This window comes from Pseudomonas sp. 21LCFQ02, assembly GCF_024129895.2.
Taxonomy (GTDB): Bacteria; Pseudomonadota; Gammaproteobacteria; order Pseudomonadales; family Pseudomonadaceae; genus Aquipseudomonas.
On sequence record NZ_CM178749.1, the window covers coordinates 5,562,761 to 5,580,570 of the forward strand.

The window sequence follows — 17,810 nt, forward strand, 5'->3', positions numbered from 1 at the left end:
GCACGTTTGAAGCCGACCTATGACCGCCCCCGTACGCCTCACCGACCAGAAACGCGAAGCCATTACCCTGGCGGCGATCGCCGAGTTTCGCGACCGGGGCTTCGAGGTCACGAGTATGGACCGGATCGCGGCGCGAGCGGAGGTGTCCAAGCGTACGGTCTACAACCACTTCCCGAGCAAGGAAGAACTGTTCGCCGAAATTCTCCGGCGCCTGTGGAGTTGCGCAGCACCGGCACCGGACGCCAGCTACAGCAGCGAGCGCGGCCTGCGCGAGCAGTTGCGCGATCTTTTAAAGGGCAAGATGGCGACCCTCAATGACCCGCACTTTCTGGATCTGGCGCGGGTGGCGTTTGGCGCCACCATTCATTCACCGGATCGCGCCCAGACCTGGGTCAATCGCCTCAACGAGCGTGAAGAGGCGTTCACGGTGTGGATTCGTGCCGCCCAGCAGGACGGGCGGCTGAAGCCGCTGGAGCCGGAGTTCGCGGCTACCCAGATCCATGCCCTGCTCAAGTCGTTCGCTTTCTGGCCGCAGATCACTCTCAATGCGCCGCTGCTCAGTGCCGACAAACAACACGAGGTGGTGGAGTCGGCGCTGGATATGTTTCTGGGCTGGTATGAGCTGCGGGGCCAGGTTTTGTAGGAGCGGCCGGGCGGCGATCCGCTTTAGCCGCGAATTGGCCTTTAGAGCGATGGAAAATCCTTCATCGAGTTGCCTGAGCTGCAGGTTTCGCCCTGCTGGGCGAGTTCTTTTTGTCTTGGTGTATGGACCGGACACATGGTTGACGGGTGTACGGAGACATGGGCACCCCTGCCCAGCGCACCTGCCCTTCATATCAAGAGCAGCGACATCCATGTCGGTTTCTCCCCCGAATCGACGCCTACCCTCGGCCTGCACCCAAGTCGCGATTTGCGTCGTCTGTGCCAGTTCGGCTCGAAGATCAAAAGCAACGGCAACGGCAAATTAAGGCCGGACACTGCTGCTCTTGAAATGCGGTCTTGCAGGCGCCGACGATCGCGACGTTTGGTGCAGGCCGAATGCAAGCGCCGCGTAGGGGGAAATAAGGGCCATGGACGGCCCTTCGTGGCGGCCCCCGAAGCGGTGCTGGAATGAGGGTACCCCGCCCCAAGGCGGGGCCAAACCTGTCGCAATGGTTTCCCCCCTTTGCCGAAACAAAGGGGGTCGTCCGCCAGGACGAAACACGGCGGCCGATCAAGCACCATCAACCTTCAGGAATGCATCGCGACTAACGCCGCGACGATGCAAGTCGAAAGATTAGTGCCCGCCGCCCCCCGGCGGCGCAGCCTTGGCAGTGAACGGTGGTCTGGCGAACCAGACCAGCAGGATCAAGCCCATGAAGATCCACGCCAGCAGGTAGAAGTAGTCCACCGTGGACATCATGTAGGCCTGGCTGCTCAGGGTCTGTTCCATTTGCGCGTAGGCCTGTGGCCCGGCGCCGCCGAGGCTGTCGAGGGTCTGGCGGGTGACCGGGTCGTAGTTGCTGATATTTTCGCTCAGGTACGCATGATGCTGATCAGCGCGGCGGATCCAGATCCAGGTGGTCAGCGACGCGGCGAAGCTGCCGCCCAGGGTGCGCAGGAAGGTCGCCAGCCCCGAGCCATCGGCGATCTGCTGCGGCGGCAGGTCCGAGAGCAGGATGCTTAAGGTAGGCATGAAGAACAACGCCACGCCAATACCCATGAACATCTGCACCAGCGCAATGTGCTGGAAATCCACTTCGTGGGTGAACCCTGCACGCATGAAGCACGACAGCCCCATGGCAAGGAACGCCAGCCCGGCCAGCAGACGCAGGTCGAAGCGATGCGCGTATTTGCCCACCAACGGTGACAGCAACACAGGCAGGATGCCGATCGGCGCCACGGCCAGGCCGGCCCAGGTGGCGGTATACCCCATCTGGGTCTGCAACCACTGCGGCAAGATCAGGTTGATGCCGAAAAACCCGGAATAGCCGCATACCAGTACCAGGGTGCCGATGCGAAAGTTGCGGTAAGCAAACAGCCGCAGGTTGACGATGGGGTGGCGGTCGGTCATTTCCCAGATCACGAACACCGCCAGGGCGACCAGCGAGATCAATGAACCAATGACGATAAAGCCCGACTCGAACCAGTCCAGGTCGTTGCCCTTGTCGAGCACCACTTGCAAAGCGCCCACACCAATGATCAAGGTAATCAGGCCGACATAATCCATCGGCTGGCGGCTGGTGTTGACCGGCCGCCTGGCCATCTGGGTTTTGACCACAAAGGCGGCGAACAAACCGATAGGAATGTTGATAAAGAAGATCCACGGCCAGCTGTAGCTGTCGGTGATCCAGCCGCCCAGAATGGGTCCGGCAATCGGCGCCACTACCGTGACCATCGCCAGCAGCGCCAGGGCCATGCCGCGCCTGGCCGGCGGGTAGATGGCAATCAGCAGGGTCTGGCTCATCGGGTACAGCGGGCCGGCCACCACCCCCTGCAATACCCGAAAGCCCACCAGCTCGGGCATCGACTGCGAGATACCGCACAAGAACGAGGCCAGCACGAACAGCAACGTTGCCCAGATGAACAGCTTGACCTCGCCAAACCGTCGGCTCAGCCAGCCGGTCAGCGGCAAGGCGATGGCGTTGCTCACCGCAAACGAGGTGATCACCCAGGTGCCTTGTTCGGAGCTGACCCCCAGGTTGCCGGAAATGGTCGGCAGCGCGACGTTGGCGATGGTGGTGTCGAGCACCTGCATGAAGGTCGCCAGCGACAGACCGATGGTACTGAGCAACAGGCTCGGCGGGGTGAATGAAGCGGGAGCGTTCTGACTCATCGCGAATCCCTTGACACATGAACGGTGCCCCGGCCGGCTGGCCGGGGCATGGGGATCTTTCGATCAGCGCTGCGCGGTGGCTTTGCTGGCCGCAGCGCTGTTGTCGTGGATCAGTTGGGCGATTCGCGCATCGGCATCGGCCAGTTGCCGGTCATACACCTGGGTGCTGAAGCTCGGCTGCTTGGGCGGCTGCTGGGCCAGGACCGGGCCGTTCTGGTCATGCAGGTTGACCTCAACGGTGGTCGACAGCCCAATGCGCAGCGGGTGTTCGGCCAGTTCCTGAGGATTGATATGAATGCGCACCGGCACCCGCTGGACGATCTTGATCCAGTTGCCGGTGGCGTTCTGCGCCGGCAGCAAGGCGAAGGCACTGCCGGTACCGGCACCCAGGCTGTCAATGGTGCCGCTATAGGTCACGTCGCTGCCGTACAGGTCGGCGCGAATCTCTACCGGCTGGCCGATACGCATCTTGCCCAGTTGGGTTTCCTTGAAATTGGCATCAATCCATAGCTGGTCGAGGGGAATCACCGCCATCGTTGCGGTGCCGGGCTGAATACGCTGGCCCAATTGCACATTGCGCTTGGCCACATAACCGGTGACCGGCGCCACCAGCGTGGTACGTGCATTGGCCAGCCAGGCCTGGCGCAACTGCGCGGCGGCGGCCTTGACGTCAGGGTGCGAAGAAACGTGCGTATCGTCGACCAGCGCCACGCTGCTGGCCAGTTGTTGCTGCACGTTGTTCAGAGCACTTTGCGCGCTGATCAGATCATCCTTGGCATGCGACAGCTCTTCTTGAGAAATCGCCCCGCTGCTCGCCAGGCTGCGCCGCCGGTTGTAATTGTCCTGGGCCTTCTGCACCGCTGCACGCTGGGCTGCCAGTTGCGCCTTCATGCCATCGACATTGCTGTACAGTCCCCGCACCTGACGTACCACGCGGGCCAGATTGGCCTCGGCGCTCTGCAGGCCGACCTCGGCATCGCTGGGGTCGAAGCTGAGCAGCACCTGCCCTTCACGCACCAGGTCACCGTCATCGGCGCCGATGCTGATCACCGTGCCGGTGGTCTGCGGAGTAATGGACACCACATTGCCGTTGACGTAGGCATCGTCGGTGCTTTCCTGCCAACGACCATAGAGTTCATGCCAGGCCCAGACACCCAGGCCGCCGGCGACCACCAGGGCCGCCAGCCCCAGCAGCAACACTTTACGCTTGCCGGAAGCCTGATCCTTGGTGGTGGCAGTGGATGAAGATTCAGCAGCGGGAGTCGCCATGATGGTTACCTTGTCAGCAAAACAGTTAAAGGCCGGGGGCTCTGGCGCAAACCATGAGCGTTGCGCGGCAGGTCACGGTCCGGGTGCGGACTTGAAACTCAGGCGCGTCAGGGTGATGTGGTCATCGGCGGCCACCAGCAGCTTGGTGAGGATGCGCTGCAGGGTGTCGACTTCGTCCTTGTCCAGTGCCGCAAAGGTGTCATTCATCGCGTCGGCGGCGATGCTCGGCAGCAGGTCGGCCAATTGCTGGCCCTTGTCACTGAGCACCAGCCGTACCTGACGCCGGTCGCTGGCGCAGCGACTGCGCACCACCAGCCCCTTGTGCTCCAGACGGTCGAGCATGCGGGTCATCGAGCCGCTGTCCAGCGACAGGTGCCGACACAACTCGACCGGTGTGTCAGAGCTGAACTGGGCAATGATGATCAACACCTTGTATTGCGCGAATGTCACGTCATGAGGCAGCAGGTACTTGTCGAGCATCCGGTCTTTGAGAGCGTTAGTACGCCCGACCAGCAAGCCGATAAGACTGGAATCGAAGTTGTCCGCCGAGAAATGTTTCAAAGGATCACCCTAAAAGCTGCCTAGGCAGTTATTTCAAAATATTACTGCCTGAGCAGCTAATGTCAAACTATTCGTTAGCTTGCTTATCAACGCCCGAAAAAAAACGACCGGTTGTCAGCCGGTCGTTCTGTGAGGGGGGTGCCTGACGCGTCAGGCCGCGACGGGCACGCCGCTGTGAAAACGGAAATCTTCGTCCGGGCTTTCAATCAGGTCTTTTTCGGCCAGGCGGACCTCTTCGATCTTGGCATCGACATCGTCCTTGTCGCCGTACAGGTAGGCCAGCTTCAGATAGTCCTGAAAATGCCGCGCCTCGGATTTGAGCAGGCTGGCGTAGAACTTGCCGAGCTCCTCATCCAAATGCGGCACCAGCGCCGCAAAACGCTCGCAGGAGCGCGCCTCGACGATGCCGCCGACAATCAGCGCATCGGTCAGGCGATAGGGGTTGTGGTTACGCACCAGCTTGCGCAACGCGCCGGCATAGCGCGCCGAACTGACGTTAGCCATGGGGATGCCGCGTTTGCGGATCAGGCTGATGACCTGTTCGAAGTGACGCAGCTCTTCTCGGGCCAGGCGCGACATCTTGGCCTGCAGGTCAAACTTGTCGTTGTACTGGAACATGAACTGAAACGCAGCGCCCGCTGCCTTTTTCTCGTTGTTGGCGTGATCGATCAGCAGGATATCCAGATTGCGCGTGGCCGCTTGCACCCAGGCATCAGGGGTACGACACAACAGGAACGCTTCGATTTCAGGGATCGGGTACATAGGCTCACGAGGACGACGGGACAAAGCCGGGCATTATACGAGCGCCTGTTTCATGCACGCCAGCCCGCAGCCAAGTACAGGCGGACTATAGTCATGGCAGTGGTTGTGTTTGAACCGTCGTGATTGAGGAGCAAAACCTCATGCAATCGATCCGTAGCATTCTGGTGGTGATCGACCCCGAGCGTCCCGATAACCTGGCACTCAACCGTGCCCGCCAGATTTCCGGGGTCACCCAGGCTCATCTGCACGTGCTGATCTGCGACAGCAAGCACCCGCATACCCAGCAGCTCAACGAGCTGATGCGCGACCTGCACGCCGAAGGGTTCACCGCCAGCGCCCAGCAGGACTGGCAAGGGTCGACCTACAAGACCATCATCAAGGCGCAACAGGCTGAAGGCTGCGGACTGGTGATCAAACGCCACTGGCCCGACAACCCGCTGAAAAAGGCCCTGCTCACCCCCGATGACTGGAAACTGCTGCGTTATTGCCCAAGCCCGGTGCTGATGGTCAAGAGTGAGCGCCCCTGGAGCGGCGCGGTGGTGCTGGCCGCCGTGGATGTCGGCAACGCAGACGAGCCACACAAAGCCCTGCACGAGTCGATTGTCGACCACGGTTACGCCATCGCCAGCCTGGCCAAAGGCGAGCTGCACGTCATCAGCTCATACCCGGCGCCATCCTTGTCAGCAGCCGACCCGGCCAATCAGGGCGACGGCAGCCTGCAAGCGCGCTACCGCGAACAATGCGTCGACTTTGAGCAGCGCTTCGACATTGCCGACGAACGGCTGCACATTACCGAAGGCCCTGCCGATGTGCAGATTCCGCATCTGGCGCATCGGCTCGGCGCCGCCGTGACGGTGATCGGCACCGTGGCCCGCACCGGCATTGCCGGCGCGTTGATCGGTAACACCGCCGAGGTGGTACTCGATGCGCTGGAAAGTGATGTGCTGGTGCTCAAGACCGAAGCCATCGTCGAGCATCTGGAGGCGTTGCTGGCCCAGACCTGAGAGCATCAGAATAATCAGGCGCCGAGCGCGTCGCGCAGAAAAGACGGGGCGATGTAGCGCTCGTAATGAGCATCGGACAACAGAAAGAACTCGCGGTCGATGGCATCGCGCAGGTCCGGCAGGGTCCAGTAGCGGAACTCCGGCAACAGCACGAAACCGTAGGCTTCAACGTTGGTGATGACCCGTGCACCGCGGGCAATCAGTTGATAGGCCCAGCAATATTCGGACTGATTGGCAACAAAGCGGATCTTGCGCTGGGTCAGTTGCCAGCGCAGTTTGTCAGCATCGAAGACTTCGAGCTTGGCGGTCATGACCTGGACCAGCAACTGCTCAAGACGCAGCCATACGGCGCGCTTCTCGGCTTCGCCGTAGCTGTTCCAATTGACGATCTCGTGATGAAAGCGCTTGCAGCCCCGGCATACCCGGTCACCGAACACGGTGGAGCAAAGGCCGACGCAGGGCGTCTTGATGATCTGATCGGGCATGACGGGCAACGACTGGTGGAACGAGCGGCCATGTTAGCCCTTTGTCTAACAGGGGTCACCCCTCAAGATGTAGGGCCTAACTTACACTGTGCGAAGTTTTGCCGTAGAATCACCGGGCCTTTTAAAGGCGCAATGTCCGTCGGAAGCTGTTTTCAAAGCGTCACGAGCACAGTCAAGTTTTCCCGCAGCCCGGTGTCGTCTGGCCATTCCCTCATCACGAATGGCCGCCCGACCGCCCCACCCAGCCGGTCTGCAGGCGTAAAACTTTGAAAACAGCTTCGTAAGGAATTGCCGTTACCCTTGGCCAAAGTGCTCAAAAAGCATCGGCGCGCAGGGTGCGGATGATTTCTGGATGAGCGTCCCGGACACCCCAAGATGGGACCACTGATGAGGGTAATACTGTGCTTGAAGCCTACCGTAAACACATCGAAGAGCGTGCCGCCCAAGGCATCGTGCCTCAGCCGCTTAACGCCGAACAAACCGCAGGCCTGGTCGAGCTGCTGAAGAATCCCCCGGCTGGCGAAGAAGAAGTCCTCGTTGACCTGCTCACCAACCGCGTTCCACCAGGCGTTGACGAAGCGGCCTACGTCAAAGCCGGTTTCCTGTCTGCCATCGTCAAGGGCGAAGCCAGTTCCCCGCTGATCGACCGCAAGCGTGCCACCGAACTGCTGGGCACCATGCAGGGCGGCTACAACATTGCCACCCTGGTCGACCTGCTGGATGATGCCGAACTGGGCGCAGTGGCTGCCGAGCAGCTCAAGTTCACCCTGCTGATGTTCGACGCCTTCCACGACGTATCCGAGAAAGCCAAGGCTGGCAACGTCCACGCCAAGGCCGTTCTGGAATCCTGGGCGGCCGGTGAGTGGTTCACCAACAAGCCAGCCATCGCCGAGAAGTACAGCCTGGCGGTGTTCAAGGTCCCGGGCGAAACCAACACCGACGACCTGTCCCCTGCCCCGGACGCCTGGTCACGCCCTGACATCCCGCTGCACGCCCTGGCCATGCTGAAAATGGCCCGTGACGGCATCGTGCCTGAGCAACAAGGCGCCATCGGCCCACTCAAGCAGATCGAAGAAGTCAAAGCCAAAGGCTTCCCTGTCGCCTACGTCGGTGACGTGGTCGGTACCGGTTCGTCGCGTAAGTCGGCAACCAACTCAGTGCTGTGGTTCTTCGGTGACGACATCCCTTACGTGCCGAACAAGCGCGCTGGCGGTTTCTGCTTCGGCACCAAGATCGCTCCGATCTTCTACAACACCATGGAAGACGCCGGCGCTCTGCCAATCGAATTCGATTGCACCGACCTGGCCATGGGCGACGTCATCGACGTTTACCCATACAAAGGTGAAGTGCGCCGTCACGGCAGCGACGAGCTGGTGACCACCTTCGAACTGAAAACCCCTGTGCTGCTGGACGAAGTCCGCGCCGGTGGTCGTATTCCGCTGATCGTTGGCCGTGGCCTGACCGAAAAAGCCCGCGCCGAACTGGGCCTGGGTCCAACCGACCTGTTCAAGCTGCCGGAAGCGCCGGTCGACACTGGCAAGGGCTTCACCCTGGCACAGAAAATGGTCGGCAAGGCCTGCGGTCTGCCAGAAGGCAAAGGCGTACGTCCTGGCACCTACTGCGAACCGAAGATGACCACCGTCGGTTCCCAGGACACCACTGGCCCGATGACCCGCGACGAGCTCAAAGACCTGGCGTGCCTGGGCTTCTCCGCCGACCTGGTCATGCAGTCGTTCTGCCACACCGCGGCTTATCCGAAGCCGATCGACGTCACCACCCACCACACCCTGCCGGATTTCATCCGCACCCGTGGCGGCGTGTCCCTGCGTCCTGGCGATGGCATCATCCACAGCTGGCTGAACCGCATGCTGCTGCCTGACACCGTCGGCACCGGCGGTGACTCGCACACCCGCTTCCCGATCGGCATCTCGTTCCCGGCCGGTTCCGGCCTGGTCGCCTTCGCCGCTGCCACCGGCGTCATGCCGCTGGACATGCCTGAGTCGGTTCTGGTGCGCTTCAAGGGCAAACTGCAACCGGGCATCACCCTGCGTGACCTGGTACACGCCATCCCTTACTACGCGATCCAGAAGGGCCTGCTGACCGTCGAGAAGAAAGGCAAGAAGAACATCTTCTCCGGCCGCATCCTCGAAATCGAAGGCCTGGACGAGCTGACTGTCGAGCAGGCATTCGAACTGTCCGACGCCTCGGCCGAACGTTCGGCTGCCGGTTGCTCGATCAAGCTGCCTGAGAAGCCGATCGCCGAATACCTGCAATCCAACGTCACCCTGCTGCGCTGGATGATCAGCGAAGGCTACGGTGACCCACGCACCCTGGAGCGCCGTGCCCAGGCGATGGAAGCGTGGATTGCCAATCCTGTGCTGCTGGCGGCTGACCCGGACGCCGAGTACGCCGAGATCATCGAAATCGACCTGGCCGACGTCAAAGAGCCTGTCCTCTGCGCGCCGAACGACCCGGACGATGCCCGTCTGCTGTCTTCGGTACAGGGCGAGAAGATCGACGAAGTGTTCATCGGTTCGTGCATGACCAACATCGGCCACTTCCGCGCTGCCGGCAAGCTGCTCGAGAAGGTCAAGGGTGGCATTCCTACCCGTCTGTGGCTGTCGCCGCCGACCAAGATGGACGCTCACCAACTGACCGAAGAAGGCTACTACGGCATCTACGGCAAGGCCGGTGCACGCATGGAAATGCCAGGCTGCTCGCTGTGCATGGGTAACCAGGCACGGGTACAGACCGGCTCGACCGTGGTTTCCACCTCGACCCGTAACTTCCCGAACCGTCTGGGCGATGCGACCAACGTGTACCTGTCCTCGGCCGAACTGGCTGCGGTCGCTTCGATTCTCGGCAAGCTGCCGACCGTCGAGGAGTACATGACCTACGCGAAAGACATCGACAGCATGTCTGCCGACGTTTACCGCTACCTGAGCTTCGACCAGATCGCCGAGTTCCGTGAAGCGGCGGCAAGCGCCAACATTCCGGTTGTTCAGGCTTGATGGTGTAAACCTGCGTTAAAAAGAAACCCCGCCTTGTGCGGGGTTTTTTTATGCTCTTTTATTGCGGACGACCGCGTAACTCTGTAGGAGCGGCTTTAGCCGCGAATTGGTTTTTAGATCCCTGGAAAATCCTTCATCGCGGTGACTGAACTGCAGGTTTCGCCCTGCGGGCGAACTTCCCTCCGTCCGGCACCCAAGTCGCGATTGGCGTCGTCTGTGCCATCTCGATTCGAAGAGCAAAAGTAACGGGCATAGCAAATCTCGCTTTCCGCTTTCCGCTTGCAGCTTGCAGCTTGCAGCTTGCAGCTGGCAGCCAAAAAAAAACGCCTCTCACGAGGCGTTTTTTTCATCACATCAACTCATCAAACCGTACTGCCCTGCCCGCTCAGGGCCAGGTCCAGCAGCTCGCGGTTGGCAACCGCGTACATGGCGTAGTCGGTGCCGCTGGCGGCACGCAGTTCGACCAGCATGGCGCGCCAGCGCTCGACCATTGCCGCGTGCTGTTCCAGCCACAACGCCAGGCGTTCTTCGATATCCTCCGGCGCCTCCTGCATCTGCAGAACCGAGATAGTGATCGCCCGTTGCTGCCAGTCGATATCATCACGGAACGCTTCGCGAGCCAGTGCCTGCCAGTTGTTTTCCACTGGCAGGTTGCTGATTTGCTGCAAGTACCAGGTGATTTCCAGGGCGCTGCCCACGGCGAAGAAGGTCTTGGCGACGTCAGCGGCGTTGTGGCCGGTCACGTCAGAGGCTTCGATGATCGGCAGCAGGGTATACAGGTGGGTAGTACCTGCCACCATCCGCGCCAGCAGCTCAGGTACGCCTGACTCGACGTAAGCCTCGTAGCGTTCCTGCCAGACCGAACGGGTGCGACCTTCGAGCAGCTCGTCGAGCTTCAGGCCCAGGGCCGCGATGTGCGGACCGAAGTGCGCAACGTCACGACCGGCATCCAGTTCATTGCGACGGCTGCGCAGGAACCAGCGCGTGGCACGACGCCCCAGACGCATCAGTTCATCCATCAGGGTCAGCTGGATCTCGGCCGGAACCTTGTAGTCCAGCGCCTCGATCTGCCGGAACCAGTGCGGCAGGTGGAAGATGTCACGCACGATGACATAGGCACCGGCGACCGCCGCCGCGCTCATGCCGGTGGACTCCTTCAGGCGCTGTACGAAGGTGATGCCCATGTGGTTGACCAGATCGTTGGCGATCTGGGTGCTGACGATCTCGCGCTTGAGCCGGTGGCCGCGCATCGCTGCCGAGTAATCAGCACCCAGCGACGACGGGAACGCGGTTTCCATGTCCCGGGCCAGGTAGTCATCATCCGGCACACGGGACTCAAGCAGCGCTTCCTTGAGGTCGATCTTGCTGTAGGAGATCAGCACCGACAGCTCGGCACGGGTCAGGCCATGACCACTGGCAACCCGTTCGGCGATCTGCTCTTCGGATGGCAGGAACTCAATGACCCGGTCCAGTTTGCCGCGCGCTTCGAGGTCGTTCATCAGGCGCTTGTATTCGGCAATCCGGTCGTAAGCCCGGCGCGCCGCCAGCGACAGTGCCTGGGTCTGCTTGTAGTTGTTGCCCAACACCAGATGGCCCACTTCGTCGGTCATGCTTTCGAGCAGCTGGTTGCGCTGCTTTTGGGTCATGTCACCGGCCTGGACCACTTCGTTGATCAGGATCTTGATGTTCACTTCGTGGTCGGAACAGTCCACACCACCGGCGTTGTCGATGAAGTCGGTGTTGGTGGCGCCACCATGCAGGCCGAACTCGACCCGGCCGAGCTGGGTCATGCCCAGGTTGCCGCCCTCACCCACCACCTTGCAGCGCAGCTCATCACCATTGACCCGCAGCGCATCGTTGGCCTTGTCGCCAACATCGGCGTGGCTTTCTTCACTGGATTTGACGTAGGTGCCGATACCGCCGTTCCACAGCAGGTCGACCGGCGCCTTGAGCAAGGCGTGCATCAGCTCGGTCGGCGTCAGCTTGTCAGCCTTGATATCGAAGCGTTCTTTCATCTGCTCGGAGATCGCAATGCTCTTGGCGCTGCGCGGGAAGATGCCGCCGCCGGCAGAGATCAGGCTGGCATCGTAATCGGTCCACGCCGAACGCGGCAGGTCGAACAACCGCTGACGCTCGGCGAAACTGCTGGCCGGCTCCGGATTGGGGTCGATGAAGATATGCAGGTGGTTGAAGGCCGCGACCAGCTTGAGTTTGTCAGACATCAGCAAGCCGTTGCCGAACACGTCGCCAGCCATGTCACCGATGCCGATCACGGTGATGCTGTCTTGCTGGACGTTGATGTCACGCTCACGGAAGTGGCGCTGGACACCCACCCAGGCACCCTTGGCGGTGATGCCCATTTTCTTGTGGTCGTAACCTGCCGAACCACCCGACGCGAAAGCGTCACCGAGCCAGAAGCCGTAGTCGATGGCGATGCCGTTGGCGATGTCGGAGAACGTCGCGGTGCCCTTGTCGGCCGCCACCACCAGGTACGGATCGTCATCATCGTGACGCACCACATTGGTCGGCGGCACCAGCACGCCTTCCTTGAGGTTGTCGGTAATGTCCAGCAGGCCGGAAATGAAGATCCGGTAGCAGGCAATCGCCTCGGCCTGGACTTCATCACGACCACCGGAAGTCGGCAGCCGACGCGGTACGAAGCCGCCCTTGGCCCCGACCGGCACGATCACCGAGTTCTTCACCTGCTGGGCTTTTACCAGGCCCAGCACTTCAGTGCGGAAGTCTTCTTCGCGGTCCGACCAGCGCAGGCCGCCACGCGCCACGTTGCCGAAGCGCAGATGCACACCTTCGACACGCGGCGAGTACACGAAGATCTCAAACTTCGGCACCGGCTTGGGCAGCTCGGGGATCAGGCGCGGGTTGAACTTGAAGCTGAAGTAGCCCTTGTTCTGACCATTGGCGTCGGTCTGGTAGAAGTTGGTACGCAGCGTGGCCTTGATCAGGTCCAGGTAACGACGCAGGATGCGGTCTTCGTTGAGGACCTGAACATCATCGAGCGCGGTGAGAATCGCCTGCTCCAGGCGCAGTTGCTTGTCGTCCAGATCGTCCGAGCCCAGCTTGCGCGCCAGGTAGAAACGGGTCTTGAACAACCGGGTCAGTTCACGGGCGATATCGGTGTGGTTGTTCAGGGTGCTGGCGATATAACCCAGGTCGAAGCCCAGGCGGATCTGTTTCAAGTAGCGGGCATAGGCCCGCAGCAGCGCCACATCGCGCCATGGCAGGCCGGCCGTCAGCACCAGACGGTTGAACGCATCGTTCTCGGCGTCGCCGCGCACGATATGCACGAAGGCATCCTGCAGCACGTCGTTCAGCTGCTGGATATCCAGGTCCAGACCTTCAGCGTAAGTGAACGCGAAGTCATGAATCCAGAATTCACGGCCATCGACATGCTGCAGGCGATAAGGGAACTCGCCCAGCACACGCAGGCCAAGGTTCTCCAGGATCGGCAAGACATCGGACAGCGCCAGCGGGGTATCGGCGTGGTACAGCTTGCAATGCAATTGCTGACGACGCCCGGCCAGTGGCTGATAGAAACTCATCACCAGCGGATTGTCCTGCGACAGGCTCAGCACATGCTGCATGTCGACCACTGCCGAATGCGCGGCAAAGCGCTCGCGATAGCCGGCGGGGAAGCCTTTCGGGAAGTCTTCCAGAACGTTGGTGCCGTGGGCTTCGCCGAAGCTCTCGATGACCAGGCTGGCATAATCGTCTTTCCACGAGCGACAGGCCTGGATGACTTCGTTTTCCAGCTGGACCGGGTCGATATCCAGCGTGACTTTCGGGTCAACCCGCAGGATCAGTTGCACGCGGGCCAGGACCGACTCGGAGAAGAACGTCCAGAACTCGCAATCGCTGGCCTTCAGGCGCTCCATGAGCACCTGCTGGATCTTCTGCCGCACCTCGGTGGAATACACGTCACGCGGCACGTAGGCCAGGCAGTAGCAGAAACGCCCGTACGGGTCCTTGCGCAGGAACACCCGAATCTTGTTGCGCTCCTGAATCTGGACGATCGACATCACGGTGCCGAACAGTTCGTCCACCGGGGTCTGGAACAGGTCGTCACGCGGCAACACTTCGATGACCTGGGCCAGCTCCTTGCCCAGGTGCGCCTTGGCGTCGAAGCCGGAGCGACGCTCGACTTCCGCGACCTTGCGGCGAATGTAAGGAATGCGATGCACGTTCTCGCCATACACCGACGAGGTGTACAGGCCCATGAAACGACATTCCTTGACCACGCTGCCCGAGGCATCGATCAGGCGGATCGACACGTAGTCCGGATAAGCCGGACGGTGCACCCGGCTGGGCAGCGCGGCCTTGGCGAACGATAGCAGGGTCGGTTCCTGCAGGTATTGCACCGCATAGTCTTCGATATGCAGGTCTTCGTCACTGAGCCCGGCACGCAGCAAACGGGTCAGGCCCAGCAGGGACGAGGGGTCGTATTCGATGTGACCGCCATCGGCTTCACTGCGCACCGTGAACTCTTCATAGCCCAGGAAGGTGAAGTGGTTGTCCACCAGCCACTGCAGGAACACCTTGACCTCGGCCTTTTCGTCCGGATCGACGGCGTATTCACTGGAATCAATGGCCGCCAGTACATCGTTGACCCGGGCCTTCATCGGCTCGAAGTCTTCAACCGCCACCCGCACCTCGCCCAGCACCTGTTCCAGCTCACGGGCCAGGGCACTCAACTCGCTGGCATTGGAGCAGCGGTCGATTTCCAGGTACATCAGCGACTCTTGCAGCACGCCCTCGCCACTGGTGCCCTTGGGCAGCAGTTCGAGCAGCTCGCCCTGTGGGCCACGGCGTACGCTCAGAACGGTGGTCTGCAAGGTATGGATGCTGTAGCTGCGGCGATTGAGTTCGGTGCGTACCGAGTCGACCAGAAACGGCAGGTCGTGATGCAGCACTTCGACCACGGTATGGGTCGACTGCCAGCCATGGCGCTCGTAGTCAGGGTTGTAGACGCGTACTTGCGGAGTATCGTGTTCGAAGCGTTCCAGCAGTCGCCAGGCCGACAGCGTACAACCGGCCAGATCGGACAGGCGGCGCTGAGTCAGTTCATCCAGAGAAATGATGCCGAAAAATTGCTCGGCGAACAGGGCCACTTGTGGCAAGGCCTGATCGCTGATGTGCTGCGCCAGGGCCGCTTGCAGTTGATGCTGGAAGTCGGCCTTGCTGGCTGCGGTGAAGAACGCCATCGATGATACTCCGCTTTGGCTTTTTTAGAGGGCTGAGCAGCTTGTCGTGATCCGGTCGTCGACAGGATCGAGTGTAGAGCGAAATAGACACAACCTCGGGCAACGACACAATCGGTTGCCCATTTCCGGAAGTACGTCAGAAAAAGCCACGAACCGGCAACACGCCAGCACACAACCGTTCATCGCCTTTTTCCAGCTTAACGACAGCAGCGCGGCAACGGCTTACAGGGCTGCGACATATTCGGTCATCGACCAACAGGTACGATAACCACCCGACCGGCGCCAACCCGCCGCACCAGCAAAGTTCATCAGGTGCTGGCACAATTGCGCCCCGCCAGTAGCCCGGACCAGGAATCTCACATGCTGATCAACACCCTCTGCCTCATTGCCAATCCCTGCGACGACGAATACGACGACATGGCCATGCTCTGCTGCCATGGCGATAATGGCGATCTGTTTTCGCTGGGCCGCTTCCCGGATGAAGATCAGGTCGAGATCAGCCTGGGCGACGATAAAAGCCTGGAAGTCAGTAGCCTGAAGGTCACCCTTGAAACCGGCCGACTGCTGATCGAGCTTGAGCCAGCCGATGCCGCGCGCCTTGAAGGCCATGCGCGCTTTGAAATCCACTACGACAGTCAGGTCAGTGACCTGGCCGAAATCGACCAGACCCTGCGCATTATTCTGAGCAACAATGTCGGTACATATGTCAGCCAGATCAGCTGAGCTGAGCGGGTAAAGTCATGCGCCATCGCCCAGGAGGCCGCCATGACCACGCCACGTTTCGACGCTCATTGCCATATCTTCAACCCGCGCTATTCGCTCAAGGTCTGTAACCGGCCGGTGCCCGGCCCCTTCACCGTCGCCGACTACCAGGCCAGCGTCGCGCCACTGGGTTTTACCGGTGGCGCGGTAATTTCCAGCACCGCCCAGGGTTTTCACCAGGGCCACCTGCTTGACGCGCTGCGCTGGCTGGGTCCTGGCTACGTCGGCGTCACCCGCCTGCCAGCCACGGTCGCCGACGCCGAACTCGACACCTTGAACGGCTTCGGGGTACGCGGCCTGCGCCTGGCGCTTAAAACCGGCGAGCCGCTATTGCAGGAGCAGATACTGGCGATGGGCCGGCGGGTACACCGCCATGTGGGCTGGCATGTCGAGCTGGCAGTGGACGCCCGCGAACTGGCCGACCTTGAAGACTGCTTGTCGCAGCTGCCAGCGCTGTGCCTGGACCACCGGGTACTGAGCCGCAACGGTCTGCCGACCTTGCTGCGCCTTGCCGAACAGGGCGCGCACGTCAAGATCTGCGGCATTAGCGGCTTCAATACCACTTCCGTCGGGATGCTCAAGGACATCCATGCAGCCAACCCCAACGCACTGATGCTCGGCACCGGCCTGCCGTTGATCAACGCAACACCGGGCACCTTGCTGCGCGACCTTGAAATGCTCTTCGAAACCCTCGGCGACTCGGCAGTCCAGCGCGTGCTATGGAACAACGCGGCCAGTTTCTATCGACTGCAAACCAGTTGAGGCGGTAACCGCCGAAAAATACCCGTCGCCATTAGTCGCCAGGGGTCCGGATAGATTAAAGTAGCGCCCCCAGCCCAGGGTTCTGTTTTGCAGGCCGACTCCCGGTATCCGGTTCACCGGACTACTTGCAGGGCCTGACTCGCGACACTCGGGGCCGCCATTGCACAGCGGTACCACCTTGCCAGGAACCATCATCGATGGAACATCGTGAAGCGCTGATTGCGCTGCGCAGCTTTCTTTCAACCCAGATCCTCGGTCAGGAAAAGCTGGTCGACCGGCTGCTGATCGCACTGCTCGCCGATGGCCACATGCTGGTCGAGGGTGCGCCGGGGCTGGCCAAGACCAAGGCCATCAAAGAACTGGCCGAAGGGGTCGAAGCCCAGTTTCATCGTATCCAGTTCACCCCTGACCTGTTGCCGGCGGACATCACCGGCACCGAAATCTACCGCCCTGAAACCGGCAGCTTCGTGTTCCAGCAGGGGCCGATCTTCCACAACCTGGTGTTGGCCGACGAAATCAACCGCGCCCCGGCCAAGGTCCAGTCAGCCCTGCTCGAAGCCATGGCTGAGCGCCAGGTCAGTGTCGGGCGCAGCACCTACGACCTGTCGCCGCTGTTTCTGGTCATGGCCACCCAGAACCCTATCGAGCAGGAAGGCACTTACCCGCTGCCCGAAGCCCAGCTCGACCGTTTTCTGATGCACGTCAAGATCGGCTTCCCGGACGCGGCCGTAGAACGCAAGATTCTCCAGCAGGCACGCGGCGAGGCCTTGAACGGTGAAACCAAGCCCGAGCGTCGGGTCAGCCAGCAAGCGATCTTTGCCGCACGCAAGGAAATCCTCGGCCTGTACATGGCCGATGCCGTGGAGGAATACCTGGTGCAATTGGTAATGGCCACCCGCACGCCCGCCAAGTTCGACCCGGAACTGGCCGAGTGGATCGGCTACGGCGCCAGCCCGCGCGGCTCGATTGCCCTGGACCGCTGCGCACGGGCGCACGCGTGGCTGGCCGGGCGCGACTTTGTCAGCCCCGAAGACATCCAGGCGGTGCTGTTCGACGTGTTGCGTCACCGCATCATCCTGTCGTTCGAAGCCGAAGCGGCCGGTATCGATCAGGACCGGGTGACCCAGCGCATCCTCGACGTCGTCGCCGTCGCCTGACGC

At 61.2% G+C, this 17,810-nt stretch carries 12 protein-coding genes; 6 read left to right on the plus strand and 6 right to left on the minus strand.

Features of this window, described 5'->3' with window-relative positions; genetic code table 11:
- Positions 1-19: 19 nt before the first annotated feature.
- Positions 20-643, plus strand: a complete 624-nt coding sequence (locus NJC40_RS25145) for a TetR/AcrR family transcriptional regulator (protein ID WP_045493389.1) — start codon at positions 20-22, stop codon at positions 641-643.
- Between the two features lie 633 nt (positions 644-1,276).
- Here the strand turns inward: NJC40_RS25145 and NJC40_RS25150 are convergent.
- The 4 genes from NJC40_RS25150 to NJC40_RS25165 all read right to left on the minus strand — a co-directional run bounded on the left by NJC40_RS25150 (position 1,277) and on the right by NJC40_RS25165 (position 5,407).
- A complete protein-coding gene (locus NJC40_RS25150) occupies positions 1,277-2,815 on the minus strand; it encodes a DHA2 family efflux MFS transporter permease subunit (protein WP_253141470.1) in 1,539 nt (512 codons plus the stop codon).
- A gap of 63 nt (positions 2,816-2,878) precedes the next feature.
- Positions 2,879-4,084 (minus strand): HlyD family secretion protein, encoded by a 1,206-nt coding sequence (locus tag NJC40_RS25155; RefSeq protein WP_045493395.1) that lies wholly within the window; start codon positions 4,082-4,084, stop codon positions 2,879-2,881.
- Positions 4,085-4,156: 72 nt separating this feature from the next.
- Positions 4,157-4,645, minus strand: coding sequence for a MarR family winged helix-turn-helix transcriptional regulator (locus NJC40_RS25160; protein ID WP_253141472.1), 489 nt, complete (start codon positions 4,643-4,645; stop codon positions 4,157-4,159).
- A 150-nt stretch (positions 4,646-4,795) separates the two neighbouring features.
- The gene (locus NJC40_RS25165; RefSeq protein ID WP_045493401.1) at positions 4,796-5,407 is read right to left on the minus strand and encodes a MiaE family protein; all 612 of its coding nucleotides are present in this window, start codon (positions 5,405-5,407) and stop codon (positions 4,796-4,798) included.
- Between the two features lie 140 nt (positions 5,408-5,547).
- Between NJC40_RS25165 and NJC40_RS25170 the strand changes: the two genes are divergently transcribed.
- The gene (locus NJC40_RS25170; RefSeq protein ID WP_253141475.1) at positions 5,548-6,411 is read left to right on the plus strand and encodes a universal stress protein; all 864 of its coding nucleotides are present in this window, start codon (positions 5,548-5,550) and stop codon (positions 6,409-6,411) included.
- Positions 6,412-6,425: 14 nt separating this feature from the next.
- On the opposite strand, the gene NJC40_RS25175 is transcribed toward NJC40_RS25170, so the two are convergent.
- A complete protein-coding gene (locus tag NJC40_RS25175; protein ID WP_253141478.1) occupies positions 6,426-6,896 on the minus strand; it encodes a DUF1289 domain-containing protein in 471 nt (156 codons plus the stop codon).
- Positions 6,897-7,297: 401 nt separating this feature from the next.
- Here NJC40_RS25175 and acnB point away from each other — a divergent pair, with 401 nt between their 5' ends.
- Positions 7,298-9,907, plus strand: coding sequence for a bifunctional aconitate hydratase 2/2-methylisocitrate dehydratase (gene acnB / locus NJC40_RS25180; protein ID WP_253141481.1), 2,610 nt, complete (start codon positions 7,298-7,300; stop codon positions 9,905-9,907).
- Positions 9,908-10,269: 362 nt separating this feature from the next.
- On the opposite strand, the gene NJC40_RS25185 is transcribed toward acnB, so the two are convergent.
- On the minus strand, positions 10,270-15,126 hold the full coding sequence (locus tag NJC40_RS25185; protein WP_253141484.1) for an NAD-glutamate dehydrogenase: 4,857 nt from the start codon (positions 15,124-15,126) through the stop codon (positions 10,270-10,272).
- A 360-nt stretch (positions 15,127-15,486) separates the two neighbouring features.
- Here NJC40_RS25185 and NJC40_RS25190 point away from each other — a divergent pair, with 360 nt between their 5' ends.
- From NJC40_RS25190 to NJC40_RS25200, 3 genes are all read left to right on the plus strand, one after another.
- A complete protein-coding gene (locus NJC40_RS25190) occupies positions 15,487-15,849 on the plus strand; it encodes a hypothetical protein (RefSeq protein ID WP_253141485.1) in 363 nt (120 codons plus the stop codon).
- A 42-nt stretch (positions 15,850-15,891) separates the two neighbouring features.
- A complete protein-coding gene (locus tag NJC40_RS25195) occupies positions 15,892-16,650 on the plus strand; it encodes an amidohydrolase family protein (protein ID WP_253141487.1) in 759 nt (252 codons plus the stop codon).
- A 197-nt stretch (positions 16,651-16,847) separates the two neighbouring features.
- Positions 16,848-17,807, plus strand: a complete 960-nt coding sequence (locus tag NJC40_RS25200) for an AAA family ATPase (RefSeq protein ID WP_045493422.1) — start codon at positions 16,848-16,850, stop codon at positions 17,805-17,807.
- Positions 17,808-17,810 lie beyond the last annotated feature (3 nt).